The sequence below is a fragment of the Klebsiella pneumoniae genome, from assembly GCF_000742135.1.
Classification (GTDB): Bacteria; Pseudomonadota; Gammaproteobacteria; order Enterobacterales; family Enterobacteriaceae; genus Klebsiella; species Klebsiella pneumoniae.
Map to the genome: position 1 here is coordinate 3105447 of NZ_KN046818.1, position 15823 is coordinate 3121269.

Genomic DNA, 15823 nt, shown 5'->3' on the forward strand with positions numbered 1-15823 from the left:
CGATACGTTGGTGAAACGTGTTGATAAAACAGAATTTGCCTGGCGGCACTAGCGCGGTGGTCCCACCTGACCCCATGCCGAACTCAGAAGTGAAACGCCGTAGCGCCGATGGTAGTGTGGGGTCTCCCCATGTGAGAGTAGGGAACTGCCAGGCATCAAATTTAGCGTGCTGATATGGCTCAGTTGGTAGAGCGCACCCTTGGTAAGGGTGAGGTCCCCAGTTCGACTCTGGGTATCAGCACCACTTTTTAGGTTAAAGTTCGGCACGTTGTAAAGAATTTGCCTGGCGACAATAGCGCGGCGGTCCCACCTGACCCCATGCCGAACTCAGAAGTGAAACGTCGTAGCGCCGATGGTAGTGTGGGGTCTCCCCATGTGAGAGTAGGGAATCGCCAGGCATCAAATAAAGCAAAAGGCCCAGTCGAAAGACTGGGCCTTTTGCTTTTGTGTTATCTGTTGTTTGCCGATGAGCTTCTTTGCTGCCCAGGGAGAATCTAACTGGCATCGATATGAATGTTGCGCAGCAACGGTCCGGAGAGAGGGAAAGGACGTTCGCCATCATTGCTCACCATCAGAGTAAAGGCCCGCTCTTCGACCGGGCCTTTGGTGTTTGTTGGTTCTGAACCCTGAATCTGAAAAGTTTGCCGATAGCGATGGACGGCTCATTGCCAGCGGTCTCTGGCAACAACAACGGCTAAGAAAGCTGGCGAACTATCGTCAGGAAGAGCCTGAATGATCGCTTACTTTGGGGAATGGAGTGGAGCAGATACAGGGGATATACCTGTATCTGCGGTTGGGGAAGCGATCTAGCGGGTCAGAGCAACGATCCCTAACGTGAGGCCGGCTACCGCGGCCGCACCCCCGGCGATTGCGCCTGCGGTTTCCCAGTTGTCTTCTGTTGTGCCTTTCATACAGGTATTGGTATGGACTAAGCGGCCTTGCGAGTCATAAACCGGTACGCAGGAAGAGTTATGGGCACAGCCTGCCAGCAGAGAGGCCAGCAGCGCCACGATTAAATACTTTTTCATGATATTACCTCTGGATAATCCGCTGGGTTGTACTGAAAGCCAGTGCAGAACGGAATGGCTTATTTTATCACCGCGAATTGTCCGGGCCGGAGGCCGAAATCATCTCAATATATGAGCCGCGTAAATATCGTGAAGATAAGCCCGGGAATATGCAGAAAAGATGGAGAGAAAGATTGTGATTCAGCGATGCTGCGTGCGATGGCGGTTGCCAGACTGTGGCGCGTTTAGCTGGCTGCCAATATTGCATGCGAAAAAAAGCGCCCGCAAGGGGCGCCTTCAAGACATAGCCGAGTTATTCAGCGTGCCGGGTAAAGCGTCGTCTAACGACCACGAAGAACACCGGAACAAAGAAGATCGCCAGCAGCGTCGCGGTCAGCATCCCGCCCATCACGCCGGTGCCAACCGCATTCTGCGCCCCGCTGCCGGCACCATGGCTAATCACCAGCGGCATGACCCCGAGAATAAAGGCCAGAGAGGTCATCAGAATAGGCCGCAGGCGCATCCGCGATGCCTCCAGCGTGGCCTCAATGATCCCTTTCCCTTCTTTCTCCATCAGATCCTTGGCGAACTCGACGATCAGGATCGCATTCTTGGCCGACAAACCGATCGTGGTCAAGAGTCCGACCTGGAAGTAAACGTCATTATTCAGCCCACGCAGCGTGGCGGCTAACAGCGCGCCAATGACCCCCAGCGGAACCACTAACATGACTGAGAAGGGGATCGACCAGCTCTCATACAGCGCCGCCAGACACAGGAAGACGACGATCAGCGAGATGGCATAGAGCGCAGGCGCCTGGTTGCCGGAGAGCCGTTCCTGGTAAGACATCCCGGTCCAGTCATAACCGATGCCGCTCGGCAGTTTACTGGCCAGCGTTTCCATCAGCGCCATGGCTTCCCCGGTACTTTTGCCTGGCGAAGCTTCACCGAGGATCTCCATAGATGGCAACCCATTGTAGCGCTCCAGGCGCGGCGAGCCATATATCCAGCGTGAAGTGACAAAGGCGGAGAACGGCACCATTTCGCCGTTGGCGCTACGAACATACATGTTGTTAATGTCGCTCGGCAGCATACGGAAGTGGGCATCAGCCTGAACGTACACTTTTTTCACGCGGCCGCGGTCAATAAAGTCATTGACGTAGTATCCGCCCAGCGCGGCTGATATCGTTTCATTGATATCGGAGAGCGATACGCCCAGCGCCTGCGCTTTTTCCTGATCGACATCCAGTTTGAACTGAGGGGTATCTTCCAGCCCATTAGGGCGTACCCGAACCAGCTGATCCGGATGCTGTTTCACCATGCCAAGCAGTTGATTGCGCGCCTGGGTCAGAGCGGTATGACCGAGTCCGCCCTGGTCGATCAGTTCAAAGTCGAAGCCGGTGGCGGTACCCAGCTCAATAATGGCTGGCATGTTGAACGGGAAAACCATGGCGTCTTTGATCTGGCTAAAGGCTACGGTGGCCCGCTTGATGATGGACTCCACGTTGTTTTCATCACCGCTACGCGCTTCCCAGGGTTTCAGGCTGACAAACGCCATGCCGGAGTTTTGCCCCTGGCCGCTGAAGCTGAAGCCGTTAACGGTAAAGACGCTTTCAACATTGGCCTTCTCGTTATGCAGATAGTAGTCGGTTACGGTATCCAGCACCTTCTGCGTGCGCTCCTGGGTCGCGCCGGAAGGCAGCTGGATCATGGTCAGGAAGACGCCTTGATCCTCGTCGGGCAGAAAGGACGTGGGCAAACGCATGAACAACACGGCCATCCCCACGACTATCACCAGGTAGATCACCAGATAACGGCCTGTTCCACGCAGAATGCCGCTAACGCTGTTGGTATAGTGATTGACGCTCTGGTCAAAGCGGGCGTTAAACCAGCCGAAAAATCCTTTTTTCTCATGGTGTTCGGCTGAGGCTGGCTTCAACAACGTGGCGCAGAGCGCCGGCGTCAGTACCAGCGCAACCAGCACGGAGAGCGCCATGGCGGAGACGATGGTGATTGAAAACTGACGATAAATCGCGCCGGTTGAGCCGCCGAAAAAGGCCATCGGGACAAATACTGCGGAGAGCACCATGGCGATACCCACCAGCGCTCCCTGGATCTGCGACATAGATTTTTCCGTCGCTTCTTTTGGCGAGAGCTTCTCCTCAACCATCACACGTTCGACGTTTTCCACTACTACGATAGCGTCATCGACCAGCAGACCTATCGCCAACACCATGCCAAACATTGTCAGCGTGTTGATGGAGTAGCCAAACATCGACAATACCGCGAAGGTTCCCAACAGCACCACGGGTACGGCAATGGTTGGAATGAGCGTTGCGCGCATGTTCTGCAGGAACAGATACATGACAAGAAAGACGAGAATAATTGCTTCAAAAAGCGTTTTGACCACTTCGTGAATGGAGATTTTGACGAAAGGGGTCGTATCATACGGATAGACCACCTTCATCCCCTGAGGGAAGTAGGGCTGCAGCTCGGCCAGCTTCGCTTTAATCGCGGTGGCGGTATCCAGGGCGTTGGCGCCGGTCGCAAGCTTAATACCCAGACCAGAGGCAGGTTTACCGTTAATTCTGGCGACAACGTTATAGTTCTCTCCCCCCAGCTCAATGCGGGCGACGTCTTTCAGATGGACGACAGAGCCATCGGCGTTGACCCGCAGCGTGACCTTGCCAAACTCCTGCGGATCTTTGAGCCGCGTCTGAGCGATGATTGACGCGTTCAACTGCTGGCCTTTCAGCGCTGGCGTACCGCCGAGCTGACCCGCGGCGATCTGATCGTTCTGGACCTGCAGCGCATTGATGACGTCCACCGGCGTCAGGTTGTATTTATTCAGCAGGTTGCCATCCAGCCAGACGCGCATAGCGTACTGCGCGCCGAACAGCTGCACATCGCCCACGCCGTTGAGGCGGCTAATAGGATCTTTGACATTGGAGGCAACATAGTCAGAAATATCGTCCTGGGTGGTGGTCGGGTTATCAGAGATAAAGCCGGCGACCAACAGGAAGCTGCTACTGGATTTCTCGACGCTAATCCCTTGCTGCTGTACTTCCTGGGGCAGCAGCGGCGTGGCCAGCTGCAGTTTGTTTTGCACCTGTACCTGGGCAATATCGGGATCGGTACCCGATTTAAAGGTGAGCGTAATGGTTACCGAACCGGCAGAGTCGCTGGTCGACGACATATACATCAGATTGTCGATGCCGTTCATATTCTGCTCGATAACCTGAGTGACCGTATCCTGTACGGTCTGGGCATCTGCACCGGGGTAGGTGGCGGAGATCGCTACCGCAGGAGGGGCGATTGTCGGGTACTGAGCTATCGGCAGCTGCAGGATGGCCAGGCCGCCGGCAATCATCATAATGATGGCCAGCACCCAGGCGAAGACCGGTCGATGAATAAAAAACTTAGACATGGCAGGGTATCCTTATTGCACGGCCGGCGCCGCACGCTCCACTTCCGCTTTGACAGTGACGCCTGGACGGACTTTCTGTAAGCCGCTGACAATCACTTTATCGCCCGGCTTCAGCCCGCTGGTGATGAGCCATTTATCGCCAACGGCCTGAGTCGCGACCACTTCCCGGGTTTCAACCTGGTTTTTGTCATTCACCAACATCACGGAGGCATCGCCCCGTGGCGTGCGGGTCACCCCTTGCTGCGGTACCAGGATAGCCTGCGGATCGACGCCTTCGTCTATGCGAGCGCGGACGAACATCCCTGGCAGCAGGACATGCTGCGGGTTAGGGAAGATAGCGCGCAGAGTAATTGAGCCCGTACTTTCATCAACAGTGACGTCAGAAAACTGCAGTGAACCTTTGAGCGGATAGGCCTGGCCGTTCTCCATGACCAGCTCAACGCTTTTGGTATCACCGCCGCGCTGCAGGCTTTCCTGCTTAAGGCGCATGAAGTCATTACTGGACTCCGTCACGTCAACATAGATGGGATCGAGCTGCTGGACGGTAGCCAGGGCATCCGACTGGCCGTTGGTGACCAGCGCCCCTTCGGTGACGCTCGATTTACCGATGCGCCCGCTAATGGGGGAGGTTACTTTGGTGTAGGCCAGGTTGATACGGGCCGTTTCTACGGCAGCTTTGGTGGCGATGACATCGGCATCGGCCTGGCGGGCGGCGGCCACTGCCTGATCGTATTCCTGCTGGCTGATATATTTAGTACCCAGCAGTGGAACGTAGCGTTTCACCGTCAAATGGGCGATAGCGGCCGCGGCTTCGGCTTTGGCCTCATCGCCTTTGGCGCTGTTCCACGCCGCCTGGTAGGTCGCCGGATCGATCTGATAGAGCGACTGGCCTGCTTCGACATCACTTCCTTCAACAAAGTTACGCTTCAGGATGATACCGCTCACCTGGGGGCGGACTTCCGCTACGCGAAAAGCAGAGGTTCGGCCCGGCAGTTCGGTGGTGACTGATAGCGGCGCGCTGTTCACGACATGGACCGTCACCTGCGGCGCCTGCGCATGGGGTTGCTGGTTGTCAGAATTATCGCAACCGGTTAGCAATAAGGCCGAGATAATTAAACCGGATAAAAGTGTCACTCTGGCGTGAGTCGTCATGGCGGTTCCTTATAGATTACGTACCCAATCAGGCGGCGAATCTGTGAAAGAAAGAGGGAATCAAAAAGCAGTTTGCCATCCTACAAATAAACGCCGTTGGATGTAAGAGATACTTATTTTTAAGCAATCAGCAAGGCACGCAAAAACAAAAAAATGGTCACTGTAGTATTGCGATTTATCGCAATTGTAAAAGTTGATAAATAGACATTATTTCAGTGAATGTATTTTTCGGTGATATTCACTTGAATAATTAATTCTCTTTTCTCATCAGGATTAACTTGTCTGCATTTTTGCTAAATAATACTTCATGGCAAATGCTAGATTAATTCTAATTAAGAATATCCTATATTATCTGCTTATCGGGAAGTGGGGCCTTGTATGGCAAGAAAAACAAAAGAAGAGGCGCAGCGCACGCGGCAGCTCCTGATTGAGTCCGCAATCCAGCAGTTCGCCCTGCGCGGAGTAACCAACACCACCCTGACGGATATCGCCGATGCGGCGGGAGTGACTCGCGGCGCGGTGTACTGGCATTTTGCCAGTAAGACGGAGCTGTTTAATGAAATGTGGCAGCAGCAGCCGCCGCTTAGAGATTTGATTCAGCCCAGTCAGGCCATAGAGTACGAACATGAGCCGCTAAATGCTTTACGCGAGCGGTTTATTGCAGGCCTGCGCTATATTGCTGCGAATCCTCGACAGCGCGCTCTGATGCAAATTCTTTATCAGCGCTGTGAGTTTTCCAGTGATATGCTTTCGGAATACGAAATTCGCCAACGTATTGGTTTTAATTATTCACTCATTGGCGGCATCCTGCAGTGCTGCGTGCGTAACAATATATTGCCAGCCGAAACAAACATTGAGATGATATTAATTGTTTTACACAGTGCTTTTTCCGGGCTGATTAAAAACTGGCTGCTCGATCCGCAACGCTTCGATCTTTATCAGCAGGCGCCTGCGCTGGTGGATAATATAATGGCGGTGGTCTGTGCTGCGCGTTTATCGGGAGGGTCTGCGCTACGGCTGGTGAATCAGTAATGAGTTCTGTTGGTGCAGATAATAAAAAGGCGCTTCCCCATGCCGAAGAGCGCCTTTTATATCAAGCAAGCAACTGACTAGTATCAGTTCATGCCGTACTGTCATATTAGCTGTTTTCATGCTTTTAGATGATTTTAATATTCATATAATAATCAATGTGTTGTATAAATTCATGCCTGTATATTGTTCCAGTGTTTTTCTTTGTTTATGCTATTATGCAAGCAATTCTGTATAAACATTTGTATAAACACTTTGGGCTGGGTGGTCTATGGCTGGCGAACTTAACAAACTGAGCGACAGGAAGTTAAAGGGATTACATGGTATCCCGGCCAGTAAGATTGAGTTCTATGCTGATGGTGCCGGGCTGAGCGCCAAGGTAACTAAAGCTGGTGGTATTAGCTGGGTGTTTACTTACCGACTCGACGGGCAGAAGCTGCATCGTCTTACTCTGGGACGATACCCGGATATGAGCCTCAAAGAGGCCCGTTCTTCGCGTGATAAATGCCGCCAATGGCTGGCCTCAGGTAAAGATCCAAAGCACCAGTTGGCGCTGACCACTCAGGAAACGCTTAAACCGGTCACTGTTAAGGAAGCTATAGAATACTGGATACGCGAATATGCAGAAGAGAACCGCGCGAATGTTGAACGGCACAAAGCGGAGCTGCGAAAACACATTTATCCTTATATAGGGAAAATGGCGCTCGCTGACTGTGAAACACGATACTGGCTTGACTGCTTTGACAGGATGAAAAAGAAAACTCCAGTCGCCGCAGGTTATGTGTTCCAGATGTGCAAACAAGCCCTGAAATTCTGCCGGGTTCGTCGCTATGCTGTGAGTACCGCGCTTGAAGATTTAACAATTCCAGATGTCGGTAAAAAACAGGCAAAAAAAGACCGGGTATTAAACGATAAAGAGGCTGGCGATTTATGGGCTGCCATTTCCTCTGGCACTTGCTTCATGCCTTACTACACCAGGCTACTGACAATCTTAATGGTGTTTGGGTGCCGAACGCAGGAGGCCAGGCTATCAGAGTGGAGTGAATGGGATATGGATGCCTGGGTCTGGACAGTTCCCAAAGAGCACAGCAAGGGCGGCGAGAAGATTGTAAGACCTGTGCCGGATGCCATGCGCAAATTCATTGAAATACTGCATGATGAAACGAAACGATCCGGCCTTTTGCTTGGGTCGGTTAAAGGCAGTGAAGCGGTAAGTCAGTGGGGCCGCGGTGTTTATAAAAAGCTGGGGCATTCTGAACCATGGACACTGCACGATCTAAGACGAACTTTAGCAACGCATATGAATAATATGGGTATAGCACCACACGTTGTCGAACAGTTGTTGGGGCACTCAATGCCGGGAGTTATGGCGATTTATAACCGTAGTCTGTACTTGCCTGAGAAACTGGATGCGTTGAATAAATGGTATGACAGACTTGATATTTTATCAGGTGGATTCACTAACATTGTTTTGTTGAATAGGGCTGAATAATGACTAGTTTTCTAAAATTGGGTATTTTCGAGCGAGAAGCCAAAGCCCCGGAACTCAATATTAAACAACTTGCACTACTTATGTGTGGGGTAGATCCGACAGTTAAAACTGCTGATATCCCTGAGGCGAAAGTTGAAGCTTACAATATATACTATCGACAACTGAGTAGATGGTTATCAGCATCTAAATTATTTCGAGGTGGAAACTCAACAGCCTATCCCGCAGACTATATGTTTGCTCTGGCATATCCTCTTATTGATGAAGATATTACACCACAACCCATAAAGGACAGATGCCTTGCAGCGGTGGCTATAATTGCTAATCAAAACAAAGGAAAAGAGCATCTTTATGCTATGGGAGGGGATGAGCTTTTACAGGTCGGAATTGCATTGAAAAGCAGCAAACGCGGCTTGCATCGTAAAGAAGATGAAAAGGAATATAATGATAAATTAATGGGGATGCTGGTCAAGCTTATAGCACATAAGATAGGCCATTCGTTTGGCACCTCTAAAAAACCAAGCATCTCGGCTATTTTAAACGAACTATATAAATTAGCTGATGAGGAAGGTATATCTAAAACTGGATTATCCAAATCAGCAATATATGATAAAATTCGCAAGGCATTAAATTCGATTTATTATACGGAATGAATATTATTTTGCAGTGTTAGTGGGTGTTATTTATATTTCATGTGAAAATACTAATTAATTATATTTGTTGGAGCTTTTGGCGATTCTATGATCGCCAAGGAGATTCAATTGTTATATTTGATGTTTATTACAGTTACATTCAACAGCATTCAACAGCATTCAACAGCATTCAACGACACGTAACGACACGTAATGACACGTAACGGCACCCGACAGCACCTAACAATACCTAGCTCCATCCACGGTCTCTACTAGGTCATTACTTGCTAACTTTTTCCATCTTTGTTCATGGTTATTCATCACTGTTCATCAGCGTTCATCATTGTTCATCTTTGTTATGAACAATCCAAGGCGAATCAAATCGTTAAAGAACGGTGATCTTCGGCGAGTTATTGAAATTCATGATTTTTTCTCTCGCGACAGCCGTTGAAATTACTGTGGAAATTGTTTTCAACAGGGGAGCGTTATCTTGATGGAATTTCTATCTTTCAATGGAATTGCGTGTTCTTTTAAAGGATTCCAGAATCAATGGAAATGCTGGTCGTTTATCCACTAATCTCTTCGCATAACATTGAAACAGTGGAGGCAGCATGCAAAATATAACCTTTACCCCGCCAAATCCTGAACAACGCCGCACCCTTTTAGAAGAGTACGGCTTTAAGTTTGATCGCCGAATCCGTGAAGATGAATGCAGCGAGATCACCAGTCTTTCCCGTTCCAGCCGCTGGAAGATGGAACAGCAGGGGCGCTTCCCTCCGCGCTGTCACTTTGGCCGCAATAGCTGTGCTTGGCTTCTTTCGGATGTGCTCTGGTGGGTTCGTAATCCGCCAGCAGTAGAGAACGTCAATAACCCATACAGCCGTAAATCTGCTTAATTAACCACAGGTAATCTGAGATGAAAAAGATTAATGCCCTCCACGGGCAGGGATTCGCTCACCCTGTAGCCAGCCAGCACGATATTTCAGCGAACCGTAAACAGGTTATTGCCGGTGACTGGTCGCCCATTAATCGCGGTGAATTTACGCTTGCCGATCTGGGGTTGCGCCACAACGGTAACGGGCTGGTGTGGCTGCGTTCCGGCGTGTCCGTGCATGAGGCAGACCATGATGCAGGGATAAGCGGCAAGGACAAGACCAAAGGAAGGGTTAACGGCCTTCCTTTTGAATTTGTCGGCCAGTGGCAGGAATACCCGACTAAACGCAGCTTTGCCGTTTCAGTATCTACGGAACTACGGCGCCAGTATTACCCGGACGATGCCGCATTCAGTAAGGCAATGCGTGAGGCTGGTTATGTTCCGGTGCGCACTCGCAAACTGACCGGAAAGGATGCTCGTTTTTGGCTGTACCGTGTAACGGGCAATGATAAGGGGGTTGTCGCAGCAGAATCCGCGCCACACAAGGCTTGCGCGCCAGTTGTCCAGACCATATCTAAGCCTCATCCGTGGTTTAAGCGTGTGGCACTCGATGGTAAATGGCAGTACGTCTACGCAGATCACATCCGCTTTCTGACTAAAAAGCGTCATCGCGTCGATGGTGTTCGGGTTCAGGGGTATACCGCTGGCGGGCTGAAAGTGGAGGCTATTGTATGACAGGCAAAACAAAGGCGGCCATGCCGGGCCGCCTGAGTCTCAACGCTTTACTGAAACATCGCCAGATTACCAGGCTTGCCGCTGGTGGTCAAACCTTGAGCCAACGAAATCCGTACGCACAAATTAACCGCGTACGTTTAACGTACGGACATCGCAATCCATTGAAGGAACTTGATTATAACGAATCGTTAGAATCGGCTGGCAACAAACACGAACAGTATTCGGGTTCGCCTGAACATCAACACTGCTTAGGTTCAGAGGTTCCGACGAATAACGTAGAGAGCTGCGAAGATAACCAACCCTCTTTAAGAGGTGAGCCTCTGCACAACGCATTAAGAGTTGCGCAAAACAACCCCTCTTTAAGAGGGGCAGTTCACAGCATTACGGAGAGTAACCCTGTTCAGCTTTCAGGTTCCGATCTGGCTTTCTTGCGCTGCTCAGATTTGAGTTTGCGCCCGCAGGCATCCAGAACCCACGCAGAGAAATTAGCACCGGCGTTATCTGCTTTCTCTCGCTCTACGCTGGCGTCAATCTCTTCAATAAGTTCGTGCGGAAATCGTATCTTTTTCTGCGCTGATTTAGCGTTTACTGCCTTAGTAGCCATTTACCCTCCTGCGTATAGTGAGGGTACACCATATCAGAAAAATAGCTTGACGTGTACCCCCACCGAAAATATAGTGGGGGTGCACCTTGAGGTTGAAGATACTCAAGATACAGCGAAGCCCGGCAGTGTTACCAGCACTAACCGGGCCTCTGACCACAACGTAACTGAGGCTTACATCATGGCTTGTATACAGCATACCCAAACTCGCCCCAAATATCAGTATCGTTTTCTTGCGCTGAGCGCCATCGGGCGCAACGTCATTCACATCACCGCTACCACTGAGCGCGAAGCCCGTGAGCAATCACCGGATGGATGCGTGATGGTATTCGCTGGTCGTCTGCCAGTTCGGGAGGGGCACCATGCGTGAGCCAATCAGCTTAGACCAGGCAGAATACAAATCAGCGCTGGCCGCTTCACTCTTCGAAACCATCCTGGAAAAAGCCTCTGCTGAATGTTCAGAAACGCTGCTGAATCTGATTTCTATTGCGTGTGATTTTAATCAGGAAATTCACCGGGCATTAATCGCTGAGCTGGGTATGGGAGAAACGAAATGAGACAGGTTCCTTTTGAAGTCCTGATGCACGCTGAAAATGCCCTTTCTGAAAGCGAAGGAGCCTATGAGGTTCTCAGCATGTGGCTAGACAGTATTCCTGAAAGCGAGGAGTTCCACGGTGAAGCGTGCAAGGTAAGCGCAATCATGTCGCTGCTGCATAAATCTATCGGCGAGCTGGTGAAAGCGCGGGAGGCTTACAGTGAAAAACGCGCCTAATGTGAAAACCCTCCCGCGCGACAAAATGGAGGAGGCCATCATCTTTGCTGGAACGGGAGCATGGAAAGCCGCTCAGGATTACCAGAAAGGGAAGGGCGAGCATGGAGACGATGTTCCGCCTGTGGTTCTGGATCACACCCAACTGGCGGAATTACCACACCTGCGCATTGTTGATAAAGGCCGTCGATTTGCCCGTGTCTGTCAGGCCGGGCTTATCGAGCAAAACCAAATCAGCATGATTGCAAATAAGTTGTGTGAGGCTGGCGTTACCAATGCTGAGTTTATCAACGAACAAGGCGAGAAAGAGGACTGGACGCCATTGATGAAACGTCTGGAAGACGAGCCCCTTATGGTGACTACGAGGGGAAGTGCTACGCCAGCGCTTAACCAGATGGGAGCCAGCCAGCGCGGGGAAGTTCTGCTTGCTCATTACAATGGCAATCTGGCGATCCATGCTGATTCCGACACGGTTCATCATTACAACGGCGTGGTGTGGGTTCCGCTTTCGGATAAAGAGCTGCAGCGAGAAATGGCGCAGATTTTTATTGATTCCGAAGTCGCCTATTCGCAGAACGCGATTAAATCCGCTGTCGATACAATGAAGCTGGGCCTCCCGGTAATGGGTAACACAGCCCGTAACCTGATTGGTTTCAGCAACGGGGTTTTTGATACCCGGTTAGGCCAATTTCGACCGCATGATAAAAAGGACTGGCTTATCGTTGCGAGCGAATTGCCATTCAGCGAACCAGCAGAAGGTGAAACTCTGGCAACCCATGCGCCTAACTTCTGGAAATGGCTCCGCCGCTCTGTGGCGGATAATGACCGAAAAGCAGACCGCGTACTGTCTGCGCTGTTTATGGTGCTGGCGAACCGGTACGACTGGCAGCTGTTTCTTGAGGTAACGGGGCCGGGCGGAAGTGGTAAAAGTGTCATGGCTGAGATCTGCACGATGCTGGCGGGCAAGGCCAATACGGTATCGGCGAGCATGGCGGCGCTGGAGAACCCAAGGGAAAGGGCGCTGGTAGTTGGCTATTCGCTGATTATCATGCCGGATATGACCCGGTACGCTGGCGACGGCGCAGGGATTAAAGCTATCACTGGCGGGGATAAGGTGGCTATCGACCCAAAACACAAAGCGCCATATTCAACCCGTATCCCGGCGGTGGTGCTGGCCGTCAATAACAATGCTATGACGTTCAGTGACCGCAGCGGCGGTATTTCAAGGCGACGGGTGATTTTCAACTTCACCGAAGTAGTGCCGGAAAACGAACGCGATCCGATGCTGGCCGAGAAGATTGAAGGAGAGCTTGCGGTAATCATCCGGCATCTGCTTGTGCGCTTTTCCAGCCAGAACGAAGCCAAACAGCTTTTGCATGAGCAGCAGAAATCAGAAGAAGCGCTGGCCATCAAACGTGAAGGGGATTCACTGGTGGACTTTTGCGGATACCTGATGGCTTCGGTGGTTTGTGATGGAATGCTGATTGGTAATGCCGAGATCGTGCCATTCAGCCCGCGCCGTTATCTGTATCACGCTTATCTGGCTTACATGCGGGCCAATGGTCTTAGCAAGCCTGTATCGTTAATGCGGTTCGGTACGGATATGCCAGGCGCAATGGCTGAATATGGCAAGGAGTACCAGAAGCGCAAAACTAAAAATGGCATAAGATCGAACGTCACCCTGCATGATGATTCAGAAGACTGGATGCCAATGTGTACCGATACAACAAAAGAATAAAGGCGGGGAAAATTAAAAGTAATGGGATAAGTGTTCACCACTGTTCACCATGTATAAAAATCATTAAATAACAATATGTTAATGGGTGAACACTTTTTTATGAAGTGTTCACCAAGTATTCACCTGTTCACCCTGTTTTATCTTTTCCTCAGTTTGAGGTGAAGGGTTGGGTGAACACTAGTGAACACCTGAAAGAATAGTATTCACCCTGTAACTATATGAATTTAATTAATAAATTATCAAAGGTGAACAGGTGAACACTTAAACGTATATTTTTTAATTTTATTGAGCAACGCAGGATCACTTCCAGCCTGGAATACCTGGGATCAATCATGGAACACGCACCGTGGAATATTAAAAGCTAATATTTTTGTAAATTATTTGTATTCATGTTTACTCATTCTTACCCCCGTCTTTTGCGGGGGTTTTCTTTATATTTTTCATGTATATCTTGAAGAGTGGCACTCAGACGTGAGCCGCCACTGGCCGTTAAGTCAAGCTGTAGCGAGTACAGCCTGCGAGAGGCAGAAAAAGATTTAACGGCCTCCCCTCCAAGCGCTGGTTTCACGTCTCTACATTAATTGATACGGAAACCACTCCATGAAGAAACTACTCGAATTACGCCAGCAGAAAGCCGCACTCAAAACACAGATGCGTTCCATGCTGGACAAAGCCGACACCGAAAAGCGCAGCCTGAACGAAGAAGAGGGCAAAAAGTTCGACGAACTCCGCGCACAGGCTGATGCGCTTGAAGTTGAAATCAACCGCCTTGAAGCCGTCGCCGAAGATCAGCGCAATCTGCCTGGTACTTCCGTTGAAGGTGATCCAGTAAGCAACGACGAGCTGCGCCACTACATCATGACCGGTGATACCCGTTCTCTCTCCACGCTGGTGCAGGCTGACGGCGGTTATACCGTTATCCCTGAGCTGGACAAAGAGATTATGCGCCAGTTGCAGGATGATAGCGTGATGCGCTCCATCGCAACGGTGAAGACCACCAAAACCAACGAATACCAGAAGCTGGTATCTGTGGGCGGCACTACCGTTAATCGTGGTACCGAAGGTGAGGCACGTACCGAAACCAGTACGCCGAAGATGGAGCGCGTTGATATCAAACTCAACCCGATCTACGCCTACCCGAAAACCACTCAGGAGATTCTCGACTTCTCCGAGGTGGATATTTTGGGCTGGCTGTCTTCTGAAATTGCCGACACCTTCACCGCGACCGAAGAAAGCGACTTTGTGAACGGCGACGGTGATAAAAAATCCAAAGGCTTCCTGTCTTACCCTCGCGCGGCCACTGCCGACAAAACCCGTCCGTTCGGTACGCTGGAGAAGATGGAAGCGGCTGACGTTTCCTCTGATGGCCTGATCGACCTGCTGTATAAGCTGAAAGCCAAATACCGCAAAAACGCCGTATGGGTGATGAACTCCAACACCGCAGCCAAACTGCAAAAGCTGAAAAACGGCAACGGGGATTACATCTGGCGCGATCGTCTGGTTGCCGGTTCTCCCGATACCCTGCTGGGCCGTCCGGTTCAGTACCTTGAAACCATGCCTGATGCTGATGCCGGAGAAGCGTTCCTCGCGGTTGGCGACTTCAAGCGCGGTTACTTCATCGTGGATCACACTACTGGTGTGCGTACCCGCCCTGACAACATCACCGAGCCGGGCTTCTATAAGGTTCACACCGATAAATATCTGGGCGGCGGCGTGGTGGACTCCAACGCGATCAAGATTCTGGAGCTTGCTGGTTCCTGATTCGACGTGTGAGGGGCTTCGGCCCCTTTCTGCCCTCTGTGGAGTCCAATAATGAAAACAATAGATTTTGAAATCCGCACCTCTGAACTGACCGCTACTGATAAGAAGCTGGTGGGCTATGCCGTGCGCTGGAACAGTCTGTCAGAAATCATCTGGGATGAATTCAGGGAACAGTTCGCGCCGGGAGCGTTTAAAGACAGCCTGGCATCCGGTAGCGATGTGCGGGCGTTGTATGAGCATAACTATACCCAACTGCTGGGACGTACCAAATCTGGCACGCTGGTGCTGTCAGAAGATGATACCGGGCTGCGCTTTGAGCTGACGCCGCCGAATACTCAGCTTGGTAATGATGTGCTGGCGCTGGTGGAACGTGGCGATCTTTCAGGTATGAGCTTTGGTTTCCGTGCGCTGAAAGAGTCCTGGGATATTGCGCAATCCCCGTACCTGCGAACAGTGACCGCTGCCGAACTACGGGAAATCACCGTTACTTCCATGCCTGCTTACCCTGAATCCGGCGTGGAAATCGCGCACCGTTCGCTTTTCTCCCAACATCCTGAACTGCGCCGCGCTGGCGATAACCGTCGCCGCTGGGCTGAATTAGCGGGGCTCTGA

General features: G+C 50.9%; 15 protein-coding genes, 1 tRNA gene and 2 rRNA genes. 14 read left to right on the plus strand and 4 right to left on the minus strand.

Annotation, left to right across the window (positions count from 1 at the left end):
* Positions 1 to 38: 38 nt before the first annotated feature.
* The 3 genes from rrf (DR88_RS10980) to rrf (DR88_RS10970) all read left to right on the plus strand — a co-directional run bounded on the left by rrf (DR88_RS10980) (position 39) and on the right by rrf (DR88_RS10970) (position 398).
* Positions 39 to 154 (plus strand): 5S ribosomal RNA (gene rrf / locus DR88_RS10980).
* Positions 155 to 168: 14 nt separating this feature from the next.
* Positions 169 to 244: transfer RNA gene (locus DR88_RS10975), tRNA-Thr, on the plus strand.
* 38 nt (positions 245 to 282) lie between these two features.
* Positions 283 to 398: ribosomal RNA gene (gene rrf, locus DR88_RS10970) — 5S ribosomal RNA — on the plus strand.
* A 408-nt stretch (positions 399 to 806) separates the two neighbouring features.
* Here the strand turns inward: rrf (DR88_RS10970) and DR88_RS10965 are convergent.
* The 3 genes from DR88_RS10965 to DR88_RS10955 all read right to left on the minus strand — a co-directional run bounded on the left by DR88_RS10965 (position 807) and on the right by DR88_RS10955 (position 5583).
* Entirely contained in the window at positions 807 to 1028 is a 222-nt protein-coding gene (locus DR88_RS10965) for a putative periplasmic lipoprotein (RefSeq protein ID WP_025861169.1), read from the minus strand.
* Between the two features lie 292 nt (positions 1029 to 1320).
* On the minus strand, positions 1321 to 4431 hold the full coding sequence (locus DR88_RS10960; protein ID WP_004150002.1) for an efflux RND transporter permease subunit: 3111 nt from the start codon (positions 4429 to 4431) through the stop codon (positions 1321 to 1323).
* 12 nt (positions 4432 to 4443) lie between these two features.
* Entirely contained in the window at positions 4444 to 5583 is a 1140-nt protein-coding gene (locus DR88_RS10955) for an efflux RND transporter periplasmic adaptor subunit (protein ID WP_004150001.1), read from the minus strand.
* A 378-nt stretch (positions 5584 to 5961) separates the two neighbouring features.
* Here DR88_RS10955 and envR point away from each other — a divergent pair, with 378 nt between their 5' ends.
* From envR to DR88_RS31505, 5 genes are all read left to right on the plus strand, one after another.
* A complete protein-coding gene (envR, locus tag DR88_RS10950) occupies positions 5962 to 6615 on the plus strand; it encodes an acrEF/envCD operon transcriptional regulator (RefSeq protein ID WP_023286909.1) in 654 nt (217 codons plus the stop codon).
* Between the two features lie 268 nt (positions 6616 to 6883).
* Positions 6884 to 8104, plus strand: coding sequence for a tyrosine-type recombinase/integrase (locus tag DR88_RS10945; protein WP_004149996.1), 1221 nt, complete (start codon positions 6884 to 6886; stop codon positions 8102 to 8104).
* On the plus strand, positions 8104 to 8754 hold the full coding sequence (locus tag DR88_RS10940) for a hypothetical protein (protein ID WP_004149995.1): 651 nt from the start codon (positions 8104 to 8106) through the stop codon (positions 8752 to 8754). The genes DR88_RS10945 and DR88_RS10940 overlap by 1 nt, the downstream gene beginning before the upstream one ends.
* 590 nt (positions 8755 to 9344) lie before the next feature.
* Positions 9345 to 9629, plus strand: coding sequence for a helix-turn-helix transcriptional regulator (locus tag DR88_RS10935; protein ID WP_019077824.1), 285 nt, complete (start codon positions 9345 to 9347; stop codon positions 9627 to 9629).
* A 20-nt stretch (positions 9630 to 9649) separates the two neighbouring features.
* Positions 9650 to 10342 (plus strand): hypothetical protein, encoded by a 693-nt coding sequence (locus DR88_RS31505; protein ID WP_021538183.1) that lies wholly within the window; start codon positions 9650 to 9652, stop codon positions 10340 to 10342.
* Between the two features lie 400 nt (positions 10343 to 10742).
* Here DR88_RS31505 and DR88_RS0126180 read toward each other — a convergent pair whose 3' ends face one another.
* Entirely contained in the window at positions 10743 to 10946 is a 204-nt protein-coding gene (locus tag DR88_RS0126180; RefSeq protein ID WP_025861177.1) for a YlcI/YnfO family protein, read from the minus strand.
* Between the two features lie 178 nt (positions 10947 to 11124).
* On the opposite strand from DR88_RS0126180, the gene DR88_RS0126185 reads away from it, so the two are divergent.
* From DR88_RS0126185 to DR88_RS10910, 6 genes are all read left to right on the plus strand, one after another.
* Positions 11125 to 11313, plus strand: a complete 189-nt coding sequence (locus DR88_RS0126185; protein WP_025861179.1) for a host cell division inhibitor Icd-like protein — start codon at positions 11125 to 11127, stop codon at positions 11311 to 11313.
* Complete coding sequence (locus DR88_RS10930; RefSeq protein WP_004149992.1) at positions 11306 to 11500, plus strand: hypothetical protein; 195 nt, start codon at positions 11306 to 11308, stop codon at positions 11498 to 11500. The genes DR88_RS0126185 and DR88_RS10930 overlap by 8 nt, the downstream gene beginning before the upstream one ends.
* Positions 11497 to 11715 carry a hypothetical protein gene (locus tag DR88_RS10925; protein ID WP_025861181.1) on the plus strand — a complete coding sequence of 73 codons (219 nt, stop codon included), beginning with the start codon at positions 11497 to 11499 and terminating at the stop codon, positions 11713 to 11715. The genes DR88_RS10930 and DR88_RS10925 overlap by 4 nt, the downstream gene beginning before the upstream one ends.
* Complete coding sequence (locus tag DR88_RS10920; RefSeq protein WP_004149991.1) at positions 11699 to 13450, plus strand: DNA primase family protein; 1752 nt, start codon at positions 11699 to 11701, stop codon at positions 13448 to 13450. The genes DR88_RS10925 and DR88_RS10920 overlap by 17 nt, the downstream gene beginning before the upstream one ends.
* Positions 13451 to 14050: 600 nt before the next feature.
* Complete coding sequence (locus tag DR88_RS10915; RefSeq protein ID WP_004149989.1) at positions 14051 to 15211, plus strand: phage major capsid protein; 1161 nt, start codon at positions 14051 to 14053, stop codon at positions 15209 to 15211.
* Between the two features lie 51 nt (positions 15212 to 15262).
* Positions 15263 to 15823: an HK97 family phage prohead protease gene (locus DR88_RS10910; protein ID WP_025861183.1), complete on the plus strand. Its 561-nt coding sequence runs from the start codon at positions 15263 to 15265 to the stop codon at positions 15821 to 15823.